We start from the raw sequence: 17668 nt of genomic DNA, 5'->3' as shown, positions 1-17668 counted from the left end.
CATGAGCGAACCAGTATGTCTGCAGGATCGAGTGGTGATCGTCACGGGGGCCGGTGGCGGCCTGGGCCGGGCCCATGCGTTGCTGTTCGCCGCGCGCGGCGCGCATGTGGTGGTCAACGACCTGGGCGGGTCGACCCACGGCGAAGGTGCCAATGCCTCGGCGGCCGACCGCGTTGTGGAGGAGATCCGCGCCGCAGGCGGCTCGGCGATCGCCAACCATGACTCGGTCACCGACGGTGCGCGCATCGTCGAGCAGGCCCTGGACACCTTCGGCCGCGTCGATGTGCTGGTCAACAATGCCGGCATCCTGCGCGACAAGACCTTCCACAAGATGGAAGACAGCGACTGGGAGCTGGTCTACCGCGTGCACGTCGAGGGCGCCTACAAGGTCACCCACGCTGCCTGGCCGCACCTGCGGGCGCAGAACTGGGGGCGGGTGATCTTCACCTCGTCCACCTCGGGCATCTATGGCAATTTCGGCCAGGCCAACTACGGCATGGCCAAGCTCGGCCTCTATGGGCTGACCCGCACCCTGGCCATCGAGGGTCGCAAGCACGGCATCCTGGTCAACGCCATCGCCCCGACCGGCGGCACGCGCATGACCGAGGGGCTGATCCCGCCGCAGGTGTTCGAGCGGCTGCAGCCCGAGCTGATCAGCCCGCTGGTGGTGTACCTGGGGAGCGAACAGTGCCAGGACAGCGGCGAGCTGTTCGAGGTGGGCGGCGGCTGGGTCGGCAAGGTGCGCTGGGAGCGCAGCCAGGGCGTGGGATTTGACCCGCGCGAAGGGTTCACGCCCGAGCAGGTGGCGGACAACTGGGCGCGCATTGGCGACTTCGAGGGCGCCGGGCATCCGCAGGACAGCCTGCAGGCGTTGCAGCAGATGATGGCGAACCTGCAGAAGTATCCGTTGGGTTGAACAATGCCGGGGCCGCGCTGCGGCCCTTTCGCCGGTCTTGCGAATCCTGCACAAATAAAAAAGGCCGCTGCAATCGCAGCGGCCAATCGAGACGTTAGATCAAGGAGCTTCAAAATCAACGTCGGTGAACCTGGGCGGGCCCGAAAGGCAGGGGGGAGAGCCCTTCGTGCCGGCCAGTGAGATCAGAATAAGCGCTTGATCCCGTGGGAAAAATAGCGGCTTATGACATTCACCTTTACGTTTCGGGTAAAAGTGCCAGGCGGACTATAGCCAGCCTGCACAGTGAAAATCCGTAATGCTTTGTAAACCCTTTCACTGATCCGCGCCGTAACCCATCCGCCAGCTGGTGGCCTGGGTGGCGGCGAGCAGGCGCCGGGCGGCCGGGCCGTGCTCGTCGGCATGGAAGATCGAGGTCGGCCCGACCACGGTCATCACCGCGGCGACCTGGCCCATGGCGTTGAACACCGGCGCGGACAGCGCATCGACCCCCGGCATCAGCAACCCGTGCACATGGTGCAGGCCGCGCTGGCGGATCTGCTCCAGCAGGGGCACGTAGTCGCTCGCCTTCTGGCCGAGCGTGGCCAGTTCCTGGTCGCGCAGCTCCACGGTCTCCCGCTCGGGCAGATGCGCCGCGAACACCAGCCCGGTGGACGAACTCAGCAATGGCAGCACCGAGCCGATCTGGGTCACCACCGTCACTGCCCGCACCGCCGGCTCGATGCTCACCACGGTCGCGCCCTGGTTGCCCCACACGGCGATGAAGCAGCTTTCGTTGAGCTCGTCGCGCAGTTGCGACAGCGGCAGCGCGGCCACCTTCAGCACATCGATGCTGCCCAGTGCCGCCATCCCCACCCGCAACGCCTCGCGCCCCAGCCCGTAGTGGTTGGTGGCCGGGTCCTGTTCGGCGAAGCCGCTGGCGATCAGCGCCTGCAGGTAGCGGTGCACCTTGCTCGCCGGCATGTCCACGTGCTCGGCCAGGCGCGACAGCGAGGTGGAGGGGGAGAGTTCGGCCAGGGCCTTGAGGATGTCGGTGCCGACTTCCGCCGAGCGGACCTTCTGTTTGCCGTTGTCGGCGCTGCTGCTGGCTTTGGCCATGGGGGAGCTTCTATGCGGATTTCTTAGGATGGCGCCTTTATAGCTTGACGCCTGCGCGTGGGCAAATTACGTTATTCGTAATCTGATTACGATAAAAACAATGCAGACGCGCTGCCGCCCTTGGTGCCGGTTTCAGGATCGGGCCCGCAGCCAGCTGCCCCGCAACGGCTCCCAGCGCCCGGAGGCACCGATGACCCGCGACACTTCCCCTGAACTCGAGTACCTGAGCGGCTTCGGCAACGAATTCGCCAGCGAAGCCTTGCCCGGCGCCCTGCCGGTCGGGCAGAACTCGCCGCAGAAAGCCCCCTACGGGCTGTACGCCGAGCTGCTGTCGGGCACCGCCTTCACCATGACCCGCAGCGAACTGCGCCGTACCTGGCTGTACCGCATCCGCCCGTCGGCGCTGCACCCGCGTTTCGAGCGCCTGGAGCGCCAGCCGCTGACCGGCGCGCTGGGCGCCATCAACCCCAATCGCCTGCGCTGGAGCCCCCAGCCGATCCCGTCCGAGCCGACCGACTTCATCGATGGCTGGCTGCCGATGGTGGCCAACTCGGCATCGGAAAAGCCGGCCGGGGTGAGCATCTACATCTACCGCGCCAACCGTTCCATGGAGCGGGTGTTCTTCAATGCCGACGGCGAGCTGCTGCTGGTGCCGGAACAAGGTCGCCTGCGCATCGCCACCGAGCTGGGCGTGCTCGAAGTCGGGCCGCTGGAGATCGCGGTGATCCCGCGGGGCATGAAGTTCCGGGTCGAACTGCTCGATACCCAGGCCCGTGGCTATATCGCCGAGAACCACGGCGCGCCGCTGCGCATCCCGGACCTCGGCCCGATCGGCAGCAACGGATTGGCCAACCCGCGTGACTTCCTCACCCCGGTCGCCCATTACGAAGAGAGCAGCGGCCCGGTGCAGCTGGTGCAGAAGTTCCTCGGTGAACACTGGGCCTGCGAGCTGCAGCATTCGCCGCTGGATGTGGTCGCCTGGCACGGCAGCAACGTGCCGTACAAGTATGATCTGCGCCGCTTCAACACCATCGGCACGGTCAGTTTCGACCACCCCGACCCGTCGATCTTCACCGTGCTGACCTCGCCCACCAGCGTGCACGGCATGGCCAACATGGACTTCGTGATCTTCCCGCCGCGCTGGATGGTGGCCGAGAACACCTTCCGTCCACCGTGGTTCCACCGCAACCTGATGAACGAGTTCATGGGCCTGATCCACGGTGCCTACGACGCCAAGGCCGAAGGCTTCCTGCCCGGCGGCGCCTCGCTGCACGGGGTGATGAGCGCCCACGGCCCGGACGCCGAGACCTGCGACAAGGCCATCTCGGTGGACCTGGCGCCGCACAAGATCGACAACACCATGGCCTTCATGTTCGAGACCAGCCAGGTGCTGCGTCCGAGCCGCCAGGCCCTCGAAAGCCCGCAATTGCAGGCCGACTACGATAGTTGCTGGGCCACCTTGCCGAGCACCTTCAACCCGAACCGGAGATAACCGATGAACCACACCGCCATTGCCCGCAGCTGGGTCGAGCACGCCAACGGGCACCGCGACTTCCCGCTGCAGAACCTGCCCCTGGGCATCTTCAGCCGCCCAGGGCAGGCGCCACGTTGCGGCGTGGCCATCGGCGACGCGATCCTCGACCTCGAGGCCGTGCTGGCCGCCGGCCTGTTCGACGGCGCGGCCAAGGCCGCCGTCGAGGCCACCGTCGGCGGCGCGCTGAATGCCTTCTTCGCCCTCGGCCGTGCGGCCCGCGTGGCTCTGCGCGAGCGCCTGCTGGTACTGCTGGGCGAGGGCAGCGAGCACCAGGCTGCGCTGAAGGCTGCGCTGTACCCGGCCAGCGAATGCCAACTGCACCTGCCGGCGAAGATCGGTGACTACACCGACTTCTATGTCGGCATCGAGCATGCCAAGAACGTCGGCAAGCTGTTCCGCCCGGACAACCCGCTGCTGCCCAACTACAAGCATGTGCCGATCGGCTACCATGGCCGCGCCTCGACCATCCGTGCCTCCGGCGCCGATGTGCGCCGCCCCAAGGGCCAGACCCTGCCGGCGGGCCAGACCGAGCCGAGCTTCGGCCCTTGCGCGCGGCTGGACTACGAGCTGGAACTGGGCATCTGGATCGGCCAGGGCAACGACATGGGCCAGCCGATCCCGGTGGGCGATGCCGCCGAGCACGTGGCCGGCTTCTGCCTGCTCAACGACTGGTCGGCGCGGGACATCCAGGCCTGGGAATACCAGCCGCTGGGCCCGTTCCTGTCCAAGAGCTTCATCACCACGGTGTCGCCGTGGGTGGTAACCGCCGAAGCCCTGGAGCCGTTCCGCTGCGCCCAGCCGGCCCGTCCGGAGGGTGACCCGCAGCCGCTGTCGTACCTGCTGGACAAGCGCGACCAGGCTGCCGGCGCCTTGGATATTGAACTGGAAGTGCTGCTGCTGACCGAGCGCATGCGCGAGCAGAACCTGCCGGCGCATCGCCTGACCCTGAGCAGCACCCGCAGCATGTACTGGACCGTGGCGCAGATGGTTGCCCACCACAGCGTCAACGGCTGCCAGCTGCAACCGGGCGACCTGTTCGGTTCGGGTACCCTGTCGGGCGCCGCGCCGGGGTCGTTCGGCAGCCTGCTGGAGATCACCGAGGGCGGCAAGCACCCGGTGGAACTGGCCAGCGGCGAGGTGCGCAAGTTCCTCGAGGACGGCGACGAGATCATCCTGCGCGCCCGTTGCGTGCGCGAGGGCGTGGCCAGCATCGGCTTCGGCGAGTGCCGCGGCACCATCGTCGCGGCCAGCTGAGGGGGCAGGGCGATGGAACTGTTCACCTACTACCGCTCCACCTCGTCGTATCGGGTGCGCATCGCCCTGGCGCTCAAGGGCCTGGACTACCAGGCCCTGCCAGTGAATCTGCTCAAGGGCGAACAGCGCGGCGCGGACTACCTGGCGCTCAACCCCCAGGGCCGGGTGCCGGCCCTGCGCCTGGAGAGCGGCGAGCTGCTGGTGCAGTCGCCGGCGATCATCGAGTACCTGGAGGAAGCCTTCCCCGAAACGCCACTGCTGCCCCGTGCGCCCGAAGCCCGGGCCAGGGTGCGCGGCGTGGCGGCGATCATCGGCTGCGATGTCCATCCGTTGCACAACGTCAGCGTGCTCAACCAACTGCGTCAGCTGGGGCACGACGAGGCCCAGGTCAACCAGTGGATCGGCCACTGGATCAGCCAGGGGCTGGCGGCGGTGGAGCAACTGATCGGCGATGACGGCTTCTGCTTCGGGGCGACGCCGGGCGTGGCCGACGTCTACCTGATCCCGCAGCTGTACGCGGCCGAGCGCTTCAACATCGACCTCGGCGGCTACCCGCGCATTCGCCGGGTGGCCGCCCTGGCCGAGCAGCACCCGGCCTTCCACCAGGCCCACCCGGCGAGGCAGCCCGACACGCCCGACTGATCGCCACCGCCCGCACCTGCACTCATAACAACAAAAGACAGGGACCTTGCGATGCACAACCAGATAGCCAGCTTTCGCGCGGCGCTCGACGCGCGCCCGGTGTCACCCTACCAGTGGCGCCTGCTGCTGCTGTTGATCCTGCTGTTGGTCACCGATGGTTATGACGCCCAGGTGCTGGGCTATGTGATCCCCGCGCTGGCCCAGGACTGGGGGCTGGAGAAGGCCGCCTTCGGGCCGGTGTTCAGCGCCAACCTGCTGGGCCTGACGGTCGGCTCGCTGGCGGTGACGCCACTGGCCGACCGCTTCGGCGTGCGCCGGGTGCTGCTGTGCTGCGTGCTGCTGTACGCCAGCCTGACGGTGCTGATGGTGTTCGCCTCTTCCCTCGACAGCCTGATGCTGGCGCGCTTTCTCTGCGGCATCGGCATGGGCGGCGCCATGCCCAGCGCCATGGCGCTGATGGCCGACTATGCGCCGCCTCGGCTGCGTACCCTGATGGTCACCCTGGCGGCCTGCGGATTCTCCCTGGGCGGCGCGGCGGGCGGCTTCGTCGCCGCGGGCTTCATCGATCATCACGGTTGGCAGGCGGTGTTCCTCGCCGGCGGCGTGGCGCCCTTGCTGCTGTTCCCGTTCCTGATGCTGTTCCTGCCCGAGTCGCTGCCGCGCCTGCTGCGCGACGCCCCGCCCTATGCGCGGTTGCAGCGGGTGACTGCCCGGTTGTTGCCCGGTTGGCAGATACCAGTGGCGCGGATCGCCAGCGACGAGCCGGCGGACAGCAAGCTCACCGTGGTGGCGCTGTTCCGCGACGGCTTCGCCCGCCCGACCCTGCTGCTGTGGAGCACCTTCTTCGTCAGCCTGATCCTGCTGTACTTCATGATCAGCTGGCTGCCGTCGCTGCTGCAGGAAAGCGGGCTGGCGCTGAACCAGGCCAACCTGGTCACCTCGCTGTTCCTGTTCGCCGGCACCTTCGGCGCCGTGTGCCTGGCCTGGTGCGCCGACCGCATGGCCAACAAGGCCTATCTGCTGGCCGCCGTGCTGCTGGGGGCGGCGCTGTTCAGCGTGCTGGTCGGCCTGAACCATGATGACCCGCGCTGGCTGGTGCCCAGTGTGTTCGCCGCCGGCTTCTGCATCATCGGTGGCCAGCTGACGCTCAATGCCTTCGTCAGCAACTTCTACCCGGCCCAGGTGCGCGCCACCGGCACCGGCTGGGCCCTGGGCGTCGGGCGCTTCGGCTCGATCCTCGGGCCGCTGCTGGGCAGCCTGCTGCTGACGTTGCACATGCCGGTGGAGCAGATCTTCTTCTTCTGCGCCGTCCCGGCCGTGCTGGGGGCGTTGTTGATCAGCCGGGTGCGGGCGCCGCGGCCGCGTGAGCCGAAGGTCGCGGGCGAGGCCTTAATGGATTGAGCGCTTGGCGCTGGGCAGTTGGCCGAGGCGTTCGCTGAGTTTCAGGCGCTGCAGTGGGTCGTCGGTGAGCAACAGGGCGTGCTCCAGGTCGAAGCGTTCGGCCTGGGGGCAGTCCAGGTGCTGGTACAGCGTGGCGCGGGCCAGGTAATCGCTGACCTGCACCGGGCCCAGTTGCATGACCCGTTCGGCATCGATCAGGGCGGCCAGGTTGTTGTCGTTGCTGGTATGCAGCTGGCGCAGGTTACGCGACAGGCGCTGGAGCATCTGCCTCGGCGAAGCGCCGCGCAGGTGCTCGACGGTCAGCGGCAGCTGCGGGCCGTACTGGCGGGCGAGCAGTTCGCGGCAGTCGTTGGGGTAGAGGCGCCGGCCACCGCAGGGGTCGAGCAGGTGATCGGCGCCGGGTACGCGCAGCAGGAAATGGCCGGGGAAGTTGACGCCCTCCAGCGGGATCGACAGGCGGCGGGCCAGTTCCAGGGCGAGGATGGCCAACAGCAACGGCTGGCCTCGGCGGCGCTGCAGCACCTTGTCCATCAGGGCCGCCTGCGGTCGCAACGGGTGGTATTCGTCCTGCTGGAAGCCCAGGGCGTTGAGCTGGCGCAGCAAGGGCTGGGCCAGCTCGTTGAGCGGCAGCATCGGTAGGCTGGTGCTGACGTCGCGTTGCAGTTCGTGCAGTCGGGCCAGGCCGGCTGCGGGCTCGACACTGGCGTCATGCTCGGCGGCAATCCACAGGGCAGCTTCCAGCAGGGCGACCGGCTCGCGTTCCAGGCAGGCCAGGCAGGCTTGGCGTGGGTTCATGGGACCTCTCCATCACGCTTAACTTGTAGCCCTGGCGCGGCTTTTCGTCCAGTGGTCCGTCCGTGCGGTGTCCGGCCTCGACCTGTTTATACTGGTAGGAGCACCTCTTTGGGGAGCCCGTCTATGTTCGAGCTCATGCAAAGCACCCGCGCCCAGTCACTGCACCTGTTCATCGACCCGCCCACGGGCCTGAAGGCCGTGGTGGTGATTCACAGCGAACAACTGGGGCCGGCCATGGGCGGCTGCCGCTACCTGCCCTATGCCGACGACGAGAGCGCCATGGCCGACGCCATCCGCCTGGCCCAGGGCATGAGCTACAAGGCGGCCCTGGCCGGGCTGCCGATGGGCGGTGGCAAGGCGGTGATCGTGCGCAATCCGCACGTGGAAAACCGCGCGGCGCTGTTCGAGGCCTTCGGCCGCTTCGTCGACAGCCTCCAGGGGCGTTTCATCACGGCGGTGGACAGCGGCACCTCTACCCTCGACATGGACTGTATTGCCCAGTCCACTCCCTACGTGACCAGCACCACGGCCTCGGGCGACCCGTCGCCCCATGCGGCCATGGGTGTGTTCGCCGGCATTCGCGCCACCTCCATGGCCCGCCTGGGCAGCGACAACCTGGAGGGGCTGCGGGTGGCGGTGCAGGGCCTGGGCAATGTGGGCTACGCCCTGGCCGAGCAACTGCATGCGGCGGGCGCCGAGTTGCTGGTCAGCGACCTGGACCCGGGCAAAGTGCGCCTGGCGGTGGAGCAGTTCAGTGCCCATCCGGTGGCCCATGAGGCCTTGATCAGCACCCCGTGCGACATCTTCGCCCCCTGTGGCGTGGGGCCGGTGCTCAACGGGCAGAGCGTGATGCAACTGCGCTGTGCGGCGGTGGCGGGGTCGGCGAACAACCAGCTGACCACGTTGCAGGTGGCCGACCAGTTGGAGAGCCGGGGGATCCTGTACGCGCCGGACTACGTGATCAATGCGGGCGGGTTGATCTATGTGGCGTTGACCCATCGGGGGGAAACCGTGGGTAGCATCACCGCGCACCTGGCGCGAATTCCCACGCGGCTGACCGAGGTGTTCGCCCATGCCCAGGCGGAGAAACGGTCGCCGGCGCGGGTGGCGCAAATGTTGGCGGAGCGCTTGCTGTATGGCTGAGGGCCTGGTCGCGGGGCTTGCCCCGCGATGCGGTCATTCGGCCGCGTCACCTTCGAGCAGCTCCGCCAGCGCATCCGGCTGGCTCTTGAACGCCCGGGCGAACACGTCGCGGTTCTTGGCCATGTAGATACCGGCTTCCTCGACCTGCTGTTCGCTCAGCGACGGCACGGCCTTTTGCAGCACCTCGGCCAGGCGCTCGGCCAGTTCGAGCATCTTGTCGTGACGGTCTGCTTCGGCCTTATCCATGAACAAGCGCTCCGGGTCGCGGCTGCTGCGGTACACCACTTCGACGGCCATTCATCACCTCTGTGCCTTTTTGCTGGTTGGGTTGCGGGTAACTGTATTTTTATACAGTACATCGCCCGGCCATCATCCTGCAACCGCAATGATGGCCCGGCAAACTGAAAATCAGCGTAGCCCACAGGTGCCCTGCGGCAATCGGCCGCCTTCCAAGACAGGGGCCGTGGCCCTTTAACTGCATGGCACAAGACCTTCAGCCGTATCTAGGAATCGAACATCGTGAACATCAAATGGGCAGAAAGACTGCGCAAAGGCCTGCACGGCTCCGCCGACTCGCTGGGCAACCTGTGCGTGGAAGCCTTCCACTACCTGGCGCTGTTCGGCATCGGCGCGATCACCGCCTATGCGGCGGTGGCGACCTTCATGGACATGCTGGGCAAGGGCGGGGTCAGCGTCGATGACATCCTGCTGCTGTTCATCTACCTGGAGCTGGGGGCGATGGTGGGGATCTACTTCAAGACCAACCACATGCCAATCCGCTTCCTGCTCTATGTGGCGATCACTGCATTGACCCGCCTGCTGATCGGCGATGTCTCGCACCACAAGGCGCCGGATGTCGGGCTGCTGTACGTGTGCGGGGGCATCCTGCTGCTGGCATTCGCCATCCTGGTGGTGCGCTACGCCTCGTACCGTTACCCGTCGACCAAGGCGCTGGATGCCAGCGGCAAGGAAGTGGACGAGGGCAAGTAGCGCTTAGTTGGCACTGCCGGCGGCAGGAAAGCGCTGCTCGCCGTGCCAGGTGCGGGTCAGGGCCGCCAGCACTTCCAGTGGGTTCTGCCCCAGCTCGATGGCCAGGCCCAGGCGGATGCTGTCGATGACCCGTTGCAGGCGCACTGGGTCGTTGCGCTGGGCCTGGCTGATCAGGCGCCTGGCGACCACGCCGCTGTCGTCGGACAGGGTCAGCATGATGCTGCCGTCCAGGCGCTCGATGCTCAGGTTGACCCGGTACTCGGGGGCGAAGGCGGCGCTGATCTGATCGAAAGGGTTGTTCATGGTCGGGGTCTGCAGTGAATGACTGCAGGGGTTGACCGGAGGCGGCCGGGGTTGGTTCAGGCCCGCTGATCGGCCAACAATGAAAACGCCCGGCGCAAGGCCGGGCGTGCTTGTCTGAACCCTTGTCGGTCAGGCGTCTGGATCGCTCAGTTCCAGGGCGCCGCGCTTGCTGCGCAACTTGCCATAGAAGTGTTCCAGCGCGTGGTTAAGCTTGCTGGCGGCGCCATCGACGGCATGTTCCAGCGAAGTGGCGGTGTGGGTCACGGAGATCGGCTGGTGGCCTTTCGGGCGAGCCTCCATCTGGCAGCGTTTGTCGTGGGGACCGGGCTTGGCGCCGTTTTCGTCACGCAGGTGGACTTCAATGCGGGTGAGGTCGTCCTCGTAACGTTCGAGGCTGCTTTGCAGGGTACTGCGGACCCATTGGTCGAGACGGATGTTGCCTTCGATGTGGTTGCTGCTGTTGACCTGGATTTGCATGATTCAATCCTTATTCAGCTTGCTCGCGAGAGGCGTGCCTAGGCCACTGAGGGCGTTGGGTTTTCTGCGCCTCTTGACTCTAAAGTCAGGCAACCGACGGACGAATTCAAGCCCTTTTGCAAAATAAATTTCCTGTTGCAAATCGGTCCGCCCACAGCGATACCTGCCGATCACTGCAATCAATGATGCTGTGACACGCACCTGGCGGCCCCTAAGCTCGGGCGCATCCATTTCATCCCTCGGGAGCGCCGCATGTCCAGCAACCCTCTGTTCCAGCCCTTCACCCTCGGCTCCCTCGACCTGCCGACCCGCGTGGTCATGGCGCCGATGACCCGTACCTTCTGCCCCGGCGGCGTGCCCCACGACGGCGTGATCGAGTACTACCGCCGCCGCGCAGCCGCCGGTGTCGGCCTGATCATCACCGAGGGCACCACGGTCGGGCACAAGGCCGCCAACGGCTACCCCAACGTACCCCGCTTCCACGGTGAGGACGCCCTGGCCGGCTGGAAGCGCGTGGTCGAGGCCGTGCACGCCGAGGGCGGGCGCATCGTGCCGCAGCTGTGGCATGTGGGCAGTGTGCGGCGCCTGGGCACCGAGCCGGACGCCGCGGTCCCGGGCTATGGCCCGAGCGGCAAGGAAAAGGACGGCCAGGTGCTGGTCCACGGCATGAGCCGGGAGGATATCCGCGAGGTGATCGCCGCCTTCGCCCAGGCGGCGCGCGATGCCCAGGCCATCGGCATGGACGGCGTGGAGATCCACGGCGCCCACGGCTACCTGATCGACCAGTTCTTCTGGGAAGCCAGCAACCGTCGCGATGACGAATATGGCGGTGACCTGGCCGGGCGCTCGCGCTTCGCCATCGAACTGATCCAGGCCGTGCGCGCGGCCGTAGGCCCGGACTTCCCGATCATCCTGCGTTTCTCGCAATGGAAGCAGCAGGACTACAGCGCGCGCCTGGTGGATACCCCCGAGGCCCTGGCGGCGTTCCTCAAGCCCCTGGCCGAGGCGGGCGTGGATATCTTCCACTGCTCCACCCGGCGCTTCTGGGAGCCGGAGTTCGAGGGCAGCGAGCTGAACCTCGCCGGCTGGACCCGCCAGCTCACCGGCAAGCCGACCATCACCGTGGGCAGTGTCGGCCTGGATGGCGAGTTCCTGCAGTTCATGGTTGCCACCGACAAGGTGGCCAAGCCCGCCAGCCTCGAAGGGTTGCTGCGCCGCCTGCACGACCAGGAGTTCGACCTGGTGGCCGTGGGACGCGCTTTGCTGGTGGATGCCGAGTGGGCGCGCAAAGTGCGGGACGGGCGTGAGGACGATGTGCTGCCGTTCAGCCGTGAGGCGCTGACGACCTTGGCTTGATCACCAGTGGCGGGGCCTGCGGCTCGCGGCAGGCGCCGTACAGGTAGCCCTCGAACTGCTCGACGATCGCCGGCCAGCCCTGGCGGCTGGCGTGCTGGCGGGCGTTCAGGCGCACCCGGCGCAGGGTTTCGCCTTCCTCCAGCAACCAGCAGGCGGCGTCGATGAACGCCGCCTGGTCCCCCGGCATGGCCAAGGCGCCACTGTGGCCGTGGCGGATATGCTGGGCGGCGGCGGCTTCGTCGTAGGCGACCACGGCCAGCCCCGAGGCGAGCGCTTCGAGCACGACGTTGCCGAAGGTTTCGGTCAGGCTTGGGAAGAGGAAAAGGTCGCCGCTGGCGTAGTGCTCGGCCAGTACCTCGCCGCGCTGCGCGCCACAGAACACGGCATCGGGCAGTTGCTGTTCGAGCTGCCCACGCAGCGGCCCATCGCCGACGATCACCAGGCGCAGCCGCCGCTGCGGATAGGCCTTGCCCAGGGCCTCCATGCAAGGACGCAGCAGGGCCAGGTTCTTCTCCGCGGCCAGGCGCCCGACATGCAGCACGGCAATATCGTCCACACCCAGCCCCCACTGCTCGCGCAGGGCCTGGCTGCGGCGTGCCGGGTTGAACAGGCTGGCATCGACCCCGCGGGCCATCAGGCCGAGCCGTTCGAAGCCGCGGCGCTCCAGCTCCAGGCGCTGGCTGACGCTGGGCACCAGGGTGATGGCGGTGCGCCGATGGAACCAGCGCAGGTAGTGGGTGAGCATCCGCGACAGCAGGCCCAGGCCGTACTGCCCCGAATATTGCGGGAAGTTGGTGTGAAAGCCGCTGACCACCGCCACGCCCAGGCGCCGGGCGGCGCGCAGGGCGCTCAGGCCCAGCGGGCCTTCGGTGGCGATGTAAAGCACGTCCGGGCGTTGCCGGCGCCAGCGGCGCCACAGCTTGTGCATCGACACCTCGCCCCATTGCAGGCCTGGGTAGCCCGGCAATGGCCAACCCCGGCACAGCAGCAGGGTCTCGTCGTTGCCGGCCCCATTGTCGGTGGCCTGGCGCGGGCGGATCAGTTCCACCTGGTGGCCGCGCCGGCGCAGCCCTTCGCTGAGGCGGCCAAGGGTGTTGGCCACGCCATTGATCTCGGGTGGGAAGGTTTCGCTGACCAGGGTAATACGCAGGGACGGTGTGCTCATGGGAAAAAGTCTGGGCCGCCCCGGTTGCGCCCATGTGACGCCTTTGTGACGGGTGCATGACGCCTGATTTCCGGCACTTGCATCCGTTTGAATATTTCCTTGCAAGGTACTCAAGAACCCTCGCCACGCAGCCGATGCAGAGGCATTCGACTCTATGAATTCGCTCCGGGAGAGCGGCCATGTTCAACAGCAAATTGAAGAAAGAAATCCAGCAACTGCGTGAAGAGCTGATGTCCATCGAGCAGGTCAAGAACAGCCTCGACAGCGAGATGCTGGTGCTCCAGCTCGATCCCCAGGGGCGCATCGAGTCGGTCAACGGCAACTTCGAGGCCGAGATGGGCTATCGCGCCGAGCAACTGATCGGGCGCAACATCGAGGAGATCGTGCCCGCGCATGTGAAGAAGCTCGATTTCTACCAGCGCATGAAGCAGGCCATCACCCGCGGCGAGCACCTCAACGGCGCCTTCCGTCTGCTGCGCGGCAACGGTGACGAGGCCTGGCTGCGTTCGATCCTGCAGCCGGTCAAGAACAGCGAAGGGCGCATCAAGTACTTCTCCCTGCACTCCAGCGACCTGACCCGCACCATCGAGACCTCCCGCGAGCACGAGAGCCTGATCAAGGCGCTGATGCGCTCCACCGCAGTAATCGAGTTCAACCTCGAAGGCCAGGTACTGACTGCCAACGACCGCTTCCTGCAGACCATGGGCTACAGCCTGGAGCAGGTGCGCGGCAAGCCGCACCGTATGTTCTGCGAGCCGGAAGAAGCCAACTCGCCTGGCTACCAGGAGTTCTGGAACCGCCTGCGCCGCGGCGAGTTCGTCGCCGAGCGCTTCAAGCGTATTGATTCCCATGGCCGGGTGGTCTGGCTGGAGGCTACGTACAACCCGATCATCGACGCCCATGACGTGCTCTACAAAGTGGTCAAGTTCGCCACCGTGATCACCGACCAGGTCAACCAGGAACTGGCCGTGGCCCAGGCCGCCGACATTGCCTACACCACCTCGCTGGAGACCGACGACAGCGCGCGCAAGGCCACCGACGTGGTGACCCAGACCGTCGAGGTGATGCGCGGCCTGGAAGGTTCGATGCAGGACGCCGCCGATGGCATCCAGGCGTTGGACAAGCAGTCAAAGGTGATCGGCGCGATCATCAAGACCATCAGCGACATCGCCGGTCAGACCAACCTGCTGGCGCTCAACGCCGCCATCGAAGCCGCCCGCGCCGGCGAGCAGGGGCGCGGCTTCGCCGTGGTCGCCGATGAAGTACGTCAGTTGGCCTCGCGCACCAGCAGCGCCACCGAGGAGATCGCCAAGGTGGTGCAGCAGAACGAACAGCTGGCCCAGGCCGCGGTGGACATCATCGACACCAGCAAGCGCCAGGCCGAGCAGGGCCTGGCCCTGGCCGCCGATACCGGCGGGGTGATCGTCGAGATCCAGGAAGGGGCGAAGAAGGTGGTGGATGCGGTGGGGCAGTTTTCCAGCCAGTTGAACCACTGACCGGACTTAAGCCATCGCGGGGCAAGCCCGCTCCCACGCATTGCGCGTGGGAGCGGGCTTGCCCCGCGATGGCTTCATTCAGGTACGCTCACGCACCCAGAACAGCGTCGCCCCGGCCACCGCCGCCGGCATCATCAGCACGTTGACCCCCGGAATCATCAGCGCAAGATAAGTGATCCCGCCAAACCCCATCGATTGCCAGCGCTTCTGCCGCAGCCAGGCGAGCATGTCCTGCCAGCTCATCTTGTTGTTGTCCGCCGGGTAGTCGATGTACTGGATCGCCATCATCCAGATCCCGAACACCAGCCACAGTGGCGCGGCGATCACGTTCACCACCGGGATGAACGAGAGGATGAACAGGCCGATGGCCCGAGGCAGGAAGTAGCCCAGCTTGCGCATCTCACGGCTGAGGGTGCGTGGCACCATGGCCACCAGCTCGGCCCAGCTGAAGGGCGGGAAGTTGTCCTGGCCGCGCACCACCACCTCTACCTTTTCCGCCAGGAAGCCGTTGAACGGCGCGGCGATGACGTTGGCCAGCAGGGTGAAGGTGAAGAACACCATCAACAGCACCAGGGCAACGAACAGCGGCCACAGGATGTAGGTGAGAAAGCCCAGCCAGTCGGGCAGGGTGGGCATCAGCGCATCGACCCACAGGCTGAACTGATGGCCGGCGAAATAGATCAGGCCGCCGAACAGCAGCAGGTTGACCGCCAGGGGCAGCAGCACGAACAGGCGCAGGCTCGGGCTCAGGACCAGTTTCAGGCCTTCGCGCAGGTACTGGGGGCCGGACAGGACGGGGGCTTGCATCGGAATGCTCCGCTTGAGGAAAACGCGCTGACCTTACCGAGTTTGGCGCGCGGACGAAAGGCACCGCGCCTCTGGGAAACGGTGTGTAACAAAGCACTGGGACAATGGCTGCCGGATAGAGACTGTCTATAAGGTGGATTGTCGAAGGATATTTCCTTAATCTCTGCGGCCTCGCTACAGTGCGCTCAACTTTTTCGGTTTTGGACCAACGCGTTGTAGCCTTCCCCAAGTGCTGCGTGGGTCCTTTTTAATTCCAGCTGGCGCAACCGGCACCTAGATGCCCCGTGCGGCCCGCTCGACAGGAGTTCGACATGTCTGAAGTACGTCATTCGCGCGTCATCATTCTCGGTTCCGGCCCTGCCGGTTACAGCGCCGCGGTGTACGCCGCCCGTGCCAACCTCAAGCCACTGCTGATCACCGGCATGCAGGCCGGCGGCCAGCTGACCACCACCACCGAAGTCGACAACTGGCCGGGCGACCCCCACGGCCTGACCGGCCCGGCCCTGATGCAGCGCATGCAGGAGCACGCCGAGCGCTTCGAGACCGAGATCGTCTTCGATCACATCAACGCCGTCGACCTGGCCAACAAGCCGTTCACCCTGCGCGGTGACAGCGGCACCTACACCTGCGACGCGCTGATCGTCGCCACCGGCGCCAGCGCCCGCTACCTGGGCCTGCCGTCGGAAGAAACCTTCATGGGCAAGGGTGTGTCGGCCTGCGCCACCTGCGACGGTTTCTTCTACCGCAACAAGCCGGTCGCCGTGGTCGGTGGCGGCAACACCGCCGTGGAAGAAGCACTGTACCTGGCCAACATCGCCAGCAAGGTGACCCTGGTGCACCGCCGCGACACCTTCCGCGCCGAGAAGATCCTGATCGACAAGCTGCACGCCCGTGTCGCCGAAGGCAAGATCGAGCTCAAGCTCAATGCCACCCTGGATGAAGTGCTGGGTGACAACATGGGCGTGACCGGTGCGCGCCTGAAGAACAACGACGGCAGCTTCGACGAAATCAAGGTCGACGGCGTGTTCATCGCCATCGGCCACACCCCGAACACCTCGCTGTTCGAAGGCCAGCTGACCCTGAAGGACGGTTACCTGGTGGTCCACGGCGGCCGTGAAGGCAACGCCACCGCCACCAACGTCGAGGGCGTGTTCGCCGCTGGCGACGTGGCCGACCACGTCTACCGCCAGGCCATCACCTCGGCCGGTGCCGGCTGCATGGCGGCCCTGGACGTCGAGCGCTACCTGGACGGCCTGGCCAACGCCGCGCACTGATCCAGCCTTTGCGGGCCAGCCCCGCGATAAAAAAACCGGCCATCTGGCCGGTTTTTTTTGTACCCGCGTTTCAGCTCACAGGCTCAGGCGCATCGACAGGTCCACCGCCTTCACGTCCTTGGTCATCGCGCCGATCGAGATGTAGTCCACCCCCGTCTCGGCAATCACCCGCAGGGTGGTCTCGTTGACGCCGCCGCTGGCCTCCAGCTTGGCCTTGCCGGCGGTGATGCTTACCGCTTCGCGCATCTCATCCAGGGTCAGTTCGTCGAGCATGACGATGTCTGCCCCGGCCGCCAGCGCCTGACGCAGTTCGTCCAGGCTTTCCACCTCGATTTCCACCGGCTTGCCCGGGGCGATGCGATGCGCCGCCGCCACGGCCTCGGCCACGCCACCGCTGGCGGCGATATGGTTTTCCTTGATCAGGAAGGCGTCGTACAGGCCGATGCGGTGGTTGTGGCAGCCGCCGCAGGTGACCGCGTACTTCTGCGCCAGGCGCAGGCCGGGCAGGGTCTTGCGGGTGTCGAGCAGGCGCACCTGGGTGCCTTCCACCAGGTCGGCCAGGAAGCGCGCGCGGGTGGCCACGCCTGAAAGCATCTGCAGGAAGTTCAGCGCCGTGCGTTCGCCGCTGAGCAGCGAGCGCGCCGGGCCTTCGAGGTGGAACAGCACCTGGTTGGCCGTGGCCCGCTCGCCGTCGGCCACCTGCCAGTGCACCGCCACCCGCGGGTCGAGCTGGCGGAATACCGTATCGACCCAGGCGGTGCCGGCGATCACGCAGTCCTCGCGGGTGATGATGGTCGCCTTGGCCAGGCGCTCGGCCGGGATCAGCTGGGCGGTGATGTCGCCGCTGCCGATGTCCTCGAGCAGCGCGCGGCGCACGTTGGCTTCGATTTCGGCGGTCAGGTCGGCGAGGCGTAGGTTCGGCATGGTCGGCTCCACAAGCTAGGTGCCGCGATTATAGGGCAGGGGGGCGGCGTGTACAGCTGCCGGGCGGATGACCTTTGGTCAGGCGGGTTGAGCATT

At 66.5% G+C, this 17668-nt stretch carries 18 protein-coding genes and 1 pseudogene; 11 read left to right on the top strand and 8 right to left on the bottom strand.

Features of this window, described 5'->3' with window-relative positions:
- The first annotated feature begins 1 nt into the window (after position 1).
- The gene (locus ACVWZ5_RS13605; protein WP_096049363.1) at positions 2-916 is read left to right on the top strand and encodes an SDR family oxidoreductase; all 915 of its coding nucleotides are present in this window, start codon (positions 2-4) and stop codon (positions 914-916) included.
- A gap of 312 nt (positions 917-1228) precedes the next feature.
- Here the strand turns inward: ACVWZ5_RS13605 and ACVWZ5_RS13600 are convergent, their stop codons facing one another.
- Positions 1229-2011, bottom strand: a complete 783-nt coding sequence (locus ACVWZ5_RS13600) for an IclR family transcriptional regulator (protein ID WP_062575131.1) — start codon at positions 2009-2011, stop codon at positions 1229-1231.
- A gap of 190 nt (positions 2012-2201) precedes the next feature.
- Here ACVWZ5_RS13600 and hmgA point away from each other — a divergent pair, with 190 nt between their 5' ends.
- Genes hmgA through ACVWZ5_RS13580 form a run of 4 tightly spaced genes read left to right on the top strand, consistent with a single transcriptional unit; the run spans position 2202 to position 6842 of the window.
- Positions 2202-3503: a homogentisate 1,2-dioxygenase gene (gene hmgA, locus ACVWZ5_RS13595; protein WP_258800475.1), complete on the top strand. Its 1302-nt coding sequence runs from the start codon at positions 2202-2204 to the stop codon at positions 3501-3503.
- Positions 3504-3506: 3 nt separating this feature from the next.
- Positions 3507-4799, top strand: a complete 1293-nt coding sequence (gene fahA, locus ACVWZ5_RS13590) for a fumarylacetoacetase (protein WP_062575129.1) — start codon at positions 3507-3509, stop codon at positions 4797-4799.
- 12 nt (positions 4800-4811) lie between these two features.
- A complete protein-coding gene (gene maiA / locus ACVWZ5_RS13585) occupies positions 4812-5441 on the top strand; it encodes a maleylacetoacetate isomerase (RefSeq protein WP_028689838.1) in 630 nt (209 codons plus the stop codon).
- 51 nt (positions 5442-5492) lie between these two features.
- Positions 5493-6842 carry an MFS transporter gene (locus ACVWZ5_RS13580; protein WP_062575128.1) on the top strand — a complete coding sequence of 450 codons (1350 nt, stop codon included), beginning with the start codon at positions 5493-5495 and terminating at the stop codon, positions 6840-6842.
- Here the strand turns inward: ACVWZ5_RS13580 and ACVWZ5_RS13575 are convergent.
- Positions 6831-7637, bottom strand: a complete 807-nt coding sequence (locus tag ACVWZ5_RS13575) for a SirB1 family protein (RefSeq protein WP_062575127.1) — start codon at positions 7635-7637, stop codon at positions 6831-6833. The genes ACVWZ5_RS13580 and ACVWZ5_RS13575 overlap by 12 nt on opposite strands.
- Positions 7638-7760: 123 nt before the next feature.
- Between ACVWZ5_RS13575 and ACVWZ5_RS13570 the strand changes: the two genes are divergently transcribed.
- On the top strand, positions 7761-8780 hold the full coding sequence (locus tag ACVWZ5_RS13570; protein ID WP_028689836.1) for a Leu/Phe/Val dehydrogenase: 1020 nt from the start codon (positions 7761-7763) through the stop codon (positions 8778-8780).
- Positions 8781-8813: 33 nt separating this feature from the next.
- Here ACVWZ5_RS13570 and ACVWZ5_RS13565 read toward each other — a convergent pair whose 3' ends face one another.
- Entirely contained in the window at positions 8814-9077 is a 264-nt protein-coding gene (locus ACVWZ5_RS13565) for a YebG family protein (RefSeq protein WP_096049367.1), read from the bottom strand.
- 222 nt (positions 9078-9299) lie between these two features.
- Here ACVWZ5_RS13565 and ACVWZ5_RS13560 point away from each other — a divergent pair, with 222 nt between their 5' ends.
- Complete coding sequence (locus ACVWZ5_RS13560) at positions 9300-9770, top strand: phosphate-starvation-inducible protein PsiE (RefSeq protein WP_028689834.1); 471 nt, start codon at positions 9300-9302, stop codon at positions 9768-9770.
- Between the two features lie 3 nt (positions 9771-9773).
- Here ACVWZ5_RS13560 and ACVWZ5_RS13555 read toward each other — a convergent pair whose 3' ends face one another.
- Together ACVWZ5_RS13555 and ACVWZ5_RS13550 are read right to left on the bottom strand one after the other, a co-directional pair.
- The gene (locus tag ACVWZ5_RS13555) at positions 9774-10073 is read right to left on the bottom strand and encodes a DUF3509 domain-containing protein (RefSeq protein ID WP_051555641.1); all 300 of its coding nucleotides are present in this window, start codon (positions 10071-10073) and stop codon (positions 9774-9776) included.
- Positions 10074-10202: 129 nt separating this feature from the next.
- Entirely contained in the window at positions 10203-10550 is a 348-nt protein-coding gene (locus ACVWZ5_RS13550; RefSeq protein WP_023630676.1) for an HPF/RaiA family ribosome-associated protein, read from the bottom strand.
- A gap of 252 nt (positions 10551-10802) precedes the next feature.
- Between ACVWZ5_RS13550 and ACVWZ5_RS13545 the strand changes: the two genes are divergently transcribed.
- On the top strand, positions 10803-11906 hold the full coding sequence (locus tag ACVWZ5_RS13545) for an NADH:flavin oxidoreductase (RefSeq protein WP_096049368.1): 1104 nt from the start codon (positions 10803-10805) through the stop codon (positions 11904-11906).
- Here the strand turns inward: ACVWZ5_RS13545 and ACVWZ5_RS13540 are convergent.
- A complete protein-coding gene (locus ACVWZ5_RS13540) occupies positions 11875-13071 on the bottom strand; it encodes a glycosyltransferase family 4 protein (protein WP_062575124.1) in 1197 nt (398 codons plus the stop codon). The two genes, ACVWZ5_RS13545 and ACVWZ5_RS13540, sit on opposite strands and share 32 nt — an antisense overlap.
- A 179-nt stretch (positions 13072-13250) precedes the next feature.
- Between ACVWZ5_RS13540 and ACVWZ5_RS13535 the strand changes: the two are divergent.
- Both ACVWZ5_RS13535 and ACVWZ5_RS13530 read left to right on the top strand, forming a co-directional pair.
- Positions 13251-13973: pseudogene (locus tag ACVWZ5_RS13535) on the top strand (PAS domain-containing protein); the annotation flags it as partial.
- A gap of 162 nt (positions 13974-14135) precedes the next feature.
- Entirely contained in the window at positions 14136-14567 is a 432-nt protein-coding gene (locus ACVWZ5_RS13530) for a methyl-accepting chemotaxis protein (RefSeq protein WP_374119879.1), read from the top strand.
- Positions 14568-14645: 78 nt separating this feature from the next.
- Here the strand turns inward: ACVWZ5_RS13530 and cysZ are convergent, their stop codons facing one another.
- Complete coding sequence (cysZ, locus tag ACVWZ5_RS13525; RefSeq protein ID WP_028689830.1) at positions 14646-15374, bottom strand: sulfate transporter CysZ; 729 nt, start codon at positions 15372-15374, stop codon at positions 14646-14648.
- Positions 15375-15685: 311 nt separating this feature from the next.
- On the opposite strand from cysZ, the gene trxB reads away from it, so the two are divergent.
- A complete protein-coding gene (gene trxB, locus ACVWZ5_RS13520; protein ID WP_028689829.1) occupies positions 15686-16648 on the top strand; it encodes a thioredoxin-disulfide reductase in 963 nt (320 codons plus the stop codon).
- 75 nt (positions 16649-16723) lie between these two features.
- Here trxB and nadC read toward each other — a convergent pair whose 3' ends face one another.
- Positions 16724-17572, bottom strand: a complete 849-nt coding sequence (nadC, locus tag ACVWZ5_RS13515) for a carboxylating nicotinate-nucleotide diphosphorylase (protein ID WP_028689828.1) — start codon at positions 17570-17572, stop codon at positions 16724-16726.
- Between the last annotated feature and the right edge of the window lie 96 nt (positions 17573-17668).

Source organism: Pseudomonas sp. TE6283 (genome assembly GCF_054060555.1).
This window is presented reverse-complemented; position numbering and strand designations above follow the sequence as displayed.

Coding starts and splice junctions, on each gene's coding strand:
- ACVWZ5_RS13605 (WP_096049363.1), top strand. CDS start 2: ATGAGCGAACCAGTATGTCTGCAGGATCGAGTGGTGATCGTCACGGGG.
- ACVWZ5_RS13600 (WP_062575131.1), bottom strand. CDS start 2,011: ATGGCCAAAGCCAGCAGCAGCGCCGACAACGGCAAACAGAAGGTCCGC.
- hmgA (WP_258800475.1), top strand. CDS start 2,202: ATGACCCGCGACACTTCCCCTGAACTCGAGTACCTGAGCGGCTTCGGC.
- fahA (WP_062575129.1), top strand. CDS start 3,507: ATGAACCACACCGCCATTGCCCGCAGCTGGGTCGAGCACGCCAACGGG.
- maiA (WP_028689838.1), top strand. CDS start 4,812: ATGGAACTGTTCACCTACTACCGCTCCACCTCGTCGTATCGGGTGCGC.
- ACVWZ5_RS13580 (WP_062575128.1), top strand. CDS start 5,493: ATGCACAACCAGATAGCCAGCTTTCGCGCGGCGCTCGACGCGCGCCCG.
- ACVWZ5_RS13575 (WP_062575127.1), bottom strand. CDS start 7,637: ATGAACCCACGCCAAGCCTGCCTGGCCTGCCTGGAACGCGAGCCGGTC.
- ACVWZ5_RS13570 (WP_028689836.1), top strand. CDS start 7,761: ATGTTCGAGCTCATGCAAAGCACCCGCGCCCAGTCACTGCACCTGTTC.
- ACVWZ5_RS13565 (WP_096049367.1), bottom strand. CDS start 9,077: ATGGCCGTCGAAGTGGTGTACCGCAGCAGCCGCGACCCGGAGCGCTTG.
- ACVWZ5_RS13555 (WP_051555641.1), bottom strand. CDS start 10,073: ATGAACAACCCTTTCGATCAGATCAGCGCCGCCTTCGCCCCCGAGTAC.
- ACVWZ5_RS13550 (WP_023630676.1), bottom strand. CDS start 10,550: ATGCAAATCCAGGTCAACAGCAGCAACCACATCGAAGGCAACATCCGT.
- ACVWZ5_RS13545 (WP_096049368.1), top strand. CDS start 10,803: ATGTCCAGCAACCCTCTGTTCCAGCCCTTCACCCTCGGCTCCCTCGAC.
- ACVWZ5_RS13540 (WP_062575124.1), bottom strand. CDS start 13,071: ATGAGCACACCGTCCCTGCGTATTACCCTGGTCAGCGAAACCTTCCCA.
- ACVWZ5_RS13530 (WP_374119879.1), top strand. CDS start 14,136: ATGCGCGGCCTGGAAGGTTCGATGCAGGACGCCGCCGATGGCATCCAG.
- cysZ (WP_028689830.1), bottom strand. CDS start 15,374: ATGCAAGCCCCCGTCCTGTCCGGCCCCCAGTACCTGCGCGAAGGCCTG.
- trxB (WP_028689829.1), top strand. CDS start 15,686: ATGTCTGAAGTACGTCATTCGCGCGTCATCATTCTCGGTTCCGGCCCT.
- nadC (WP_028689828.1), bottom strand. CDS start 17,572: ATGCCGAACCTACGCCTCGCCGACCTGACCGCCGAAATCGAAGCCAAC.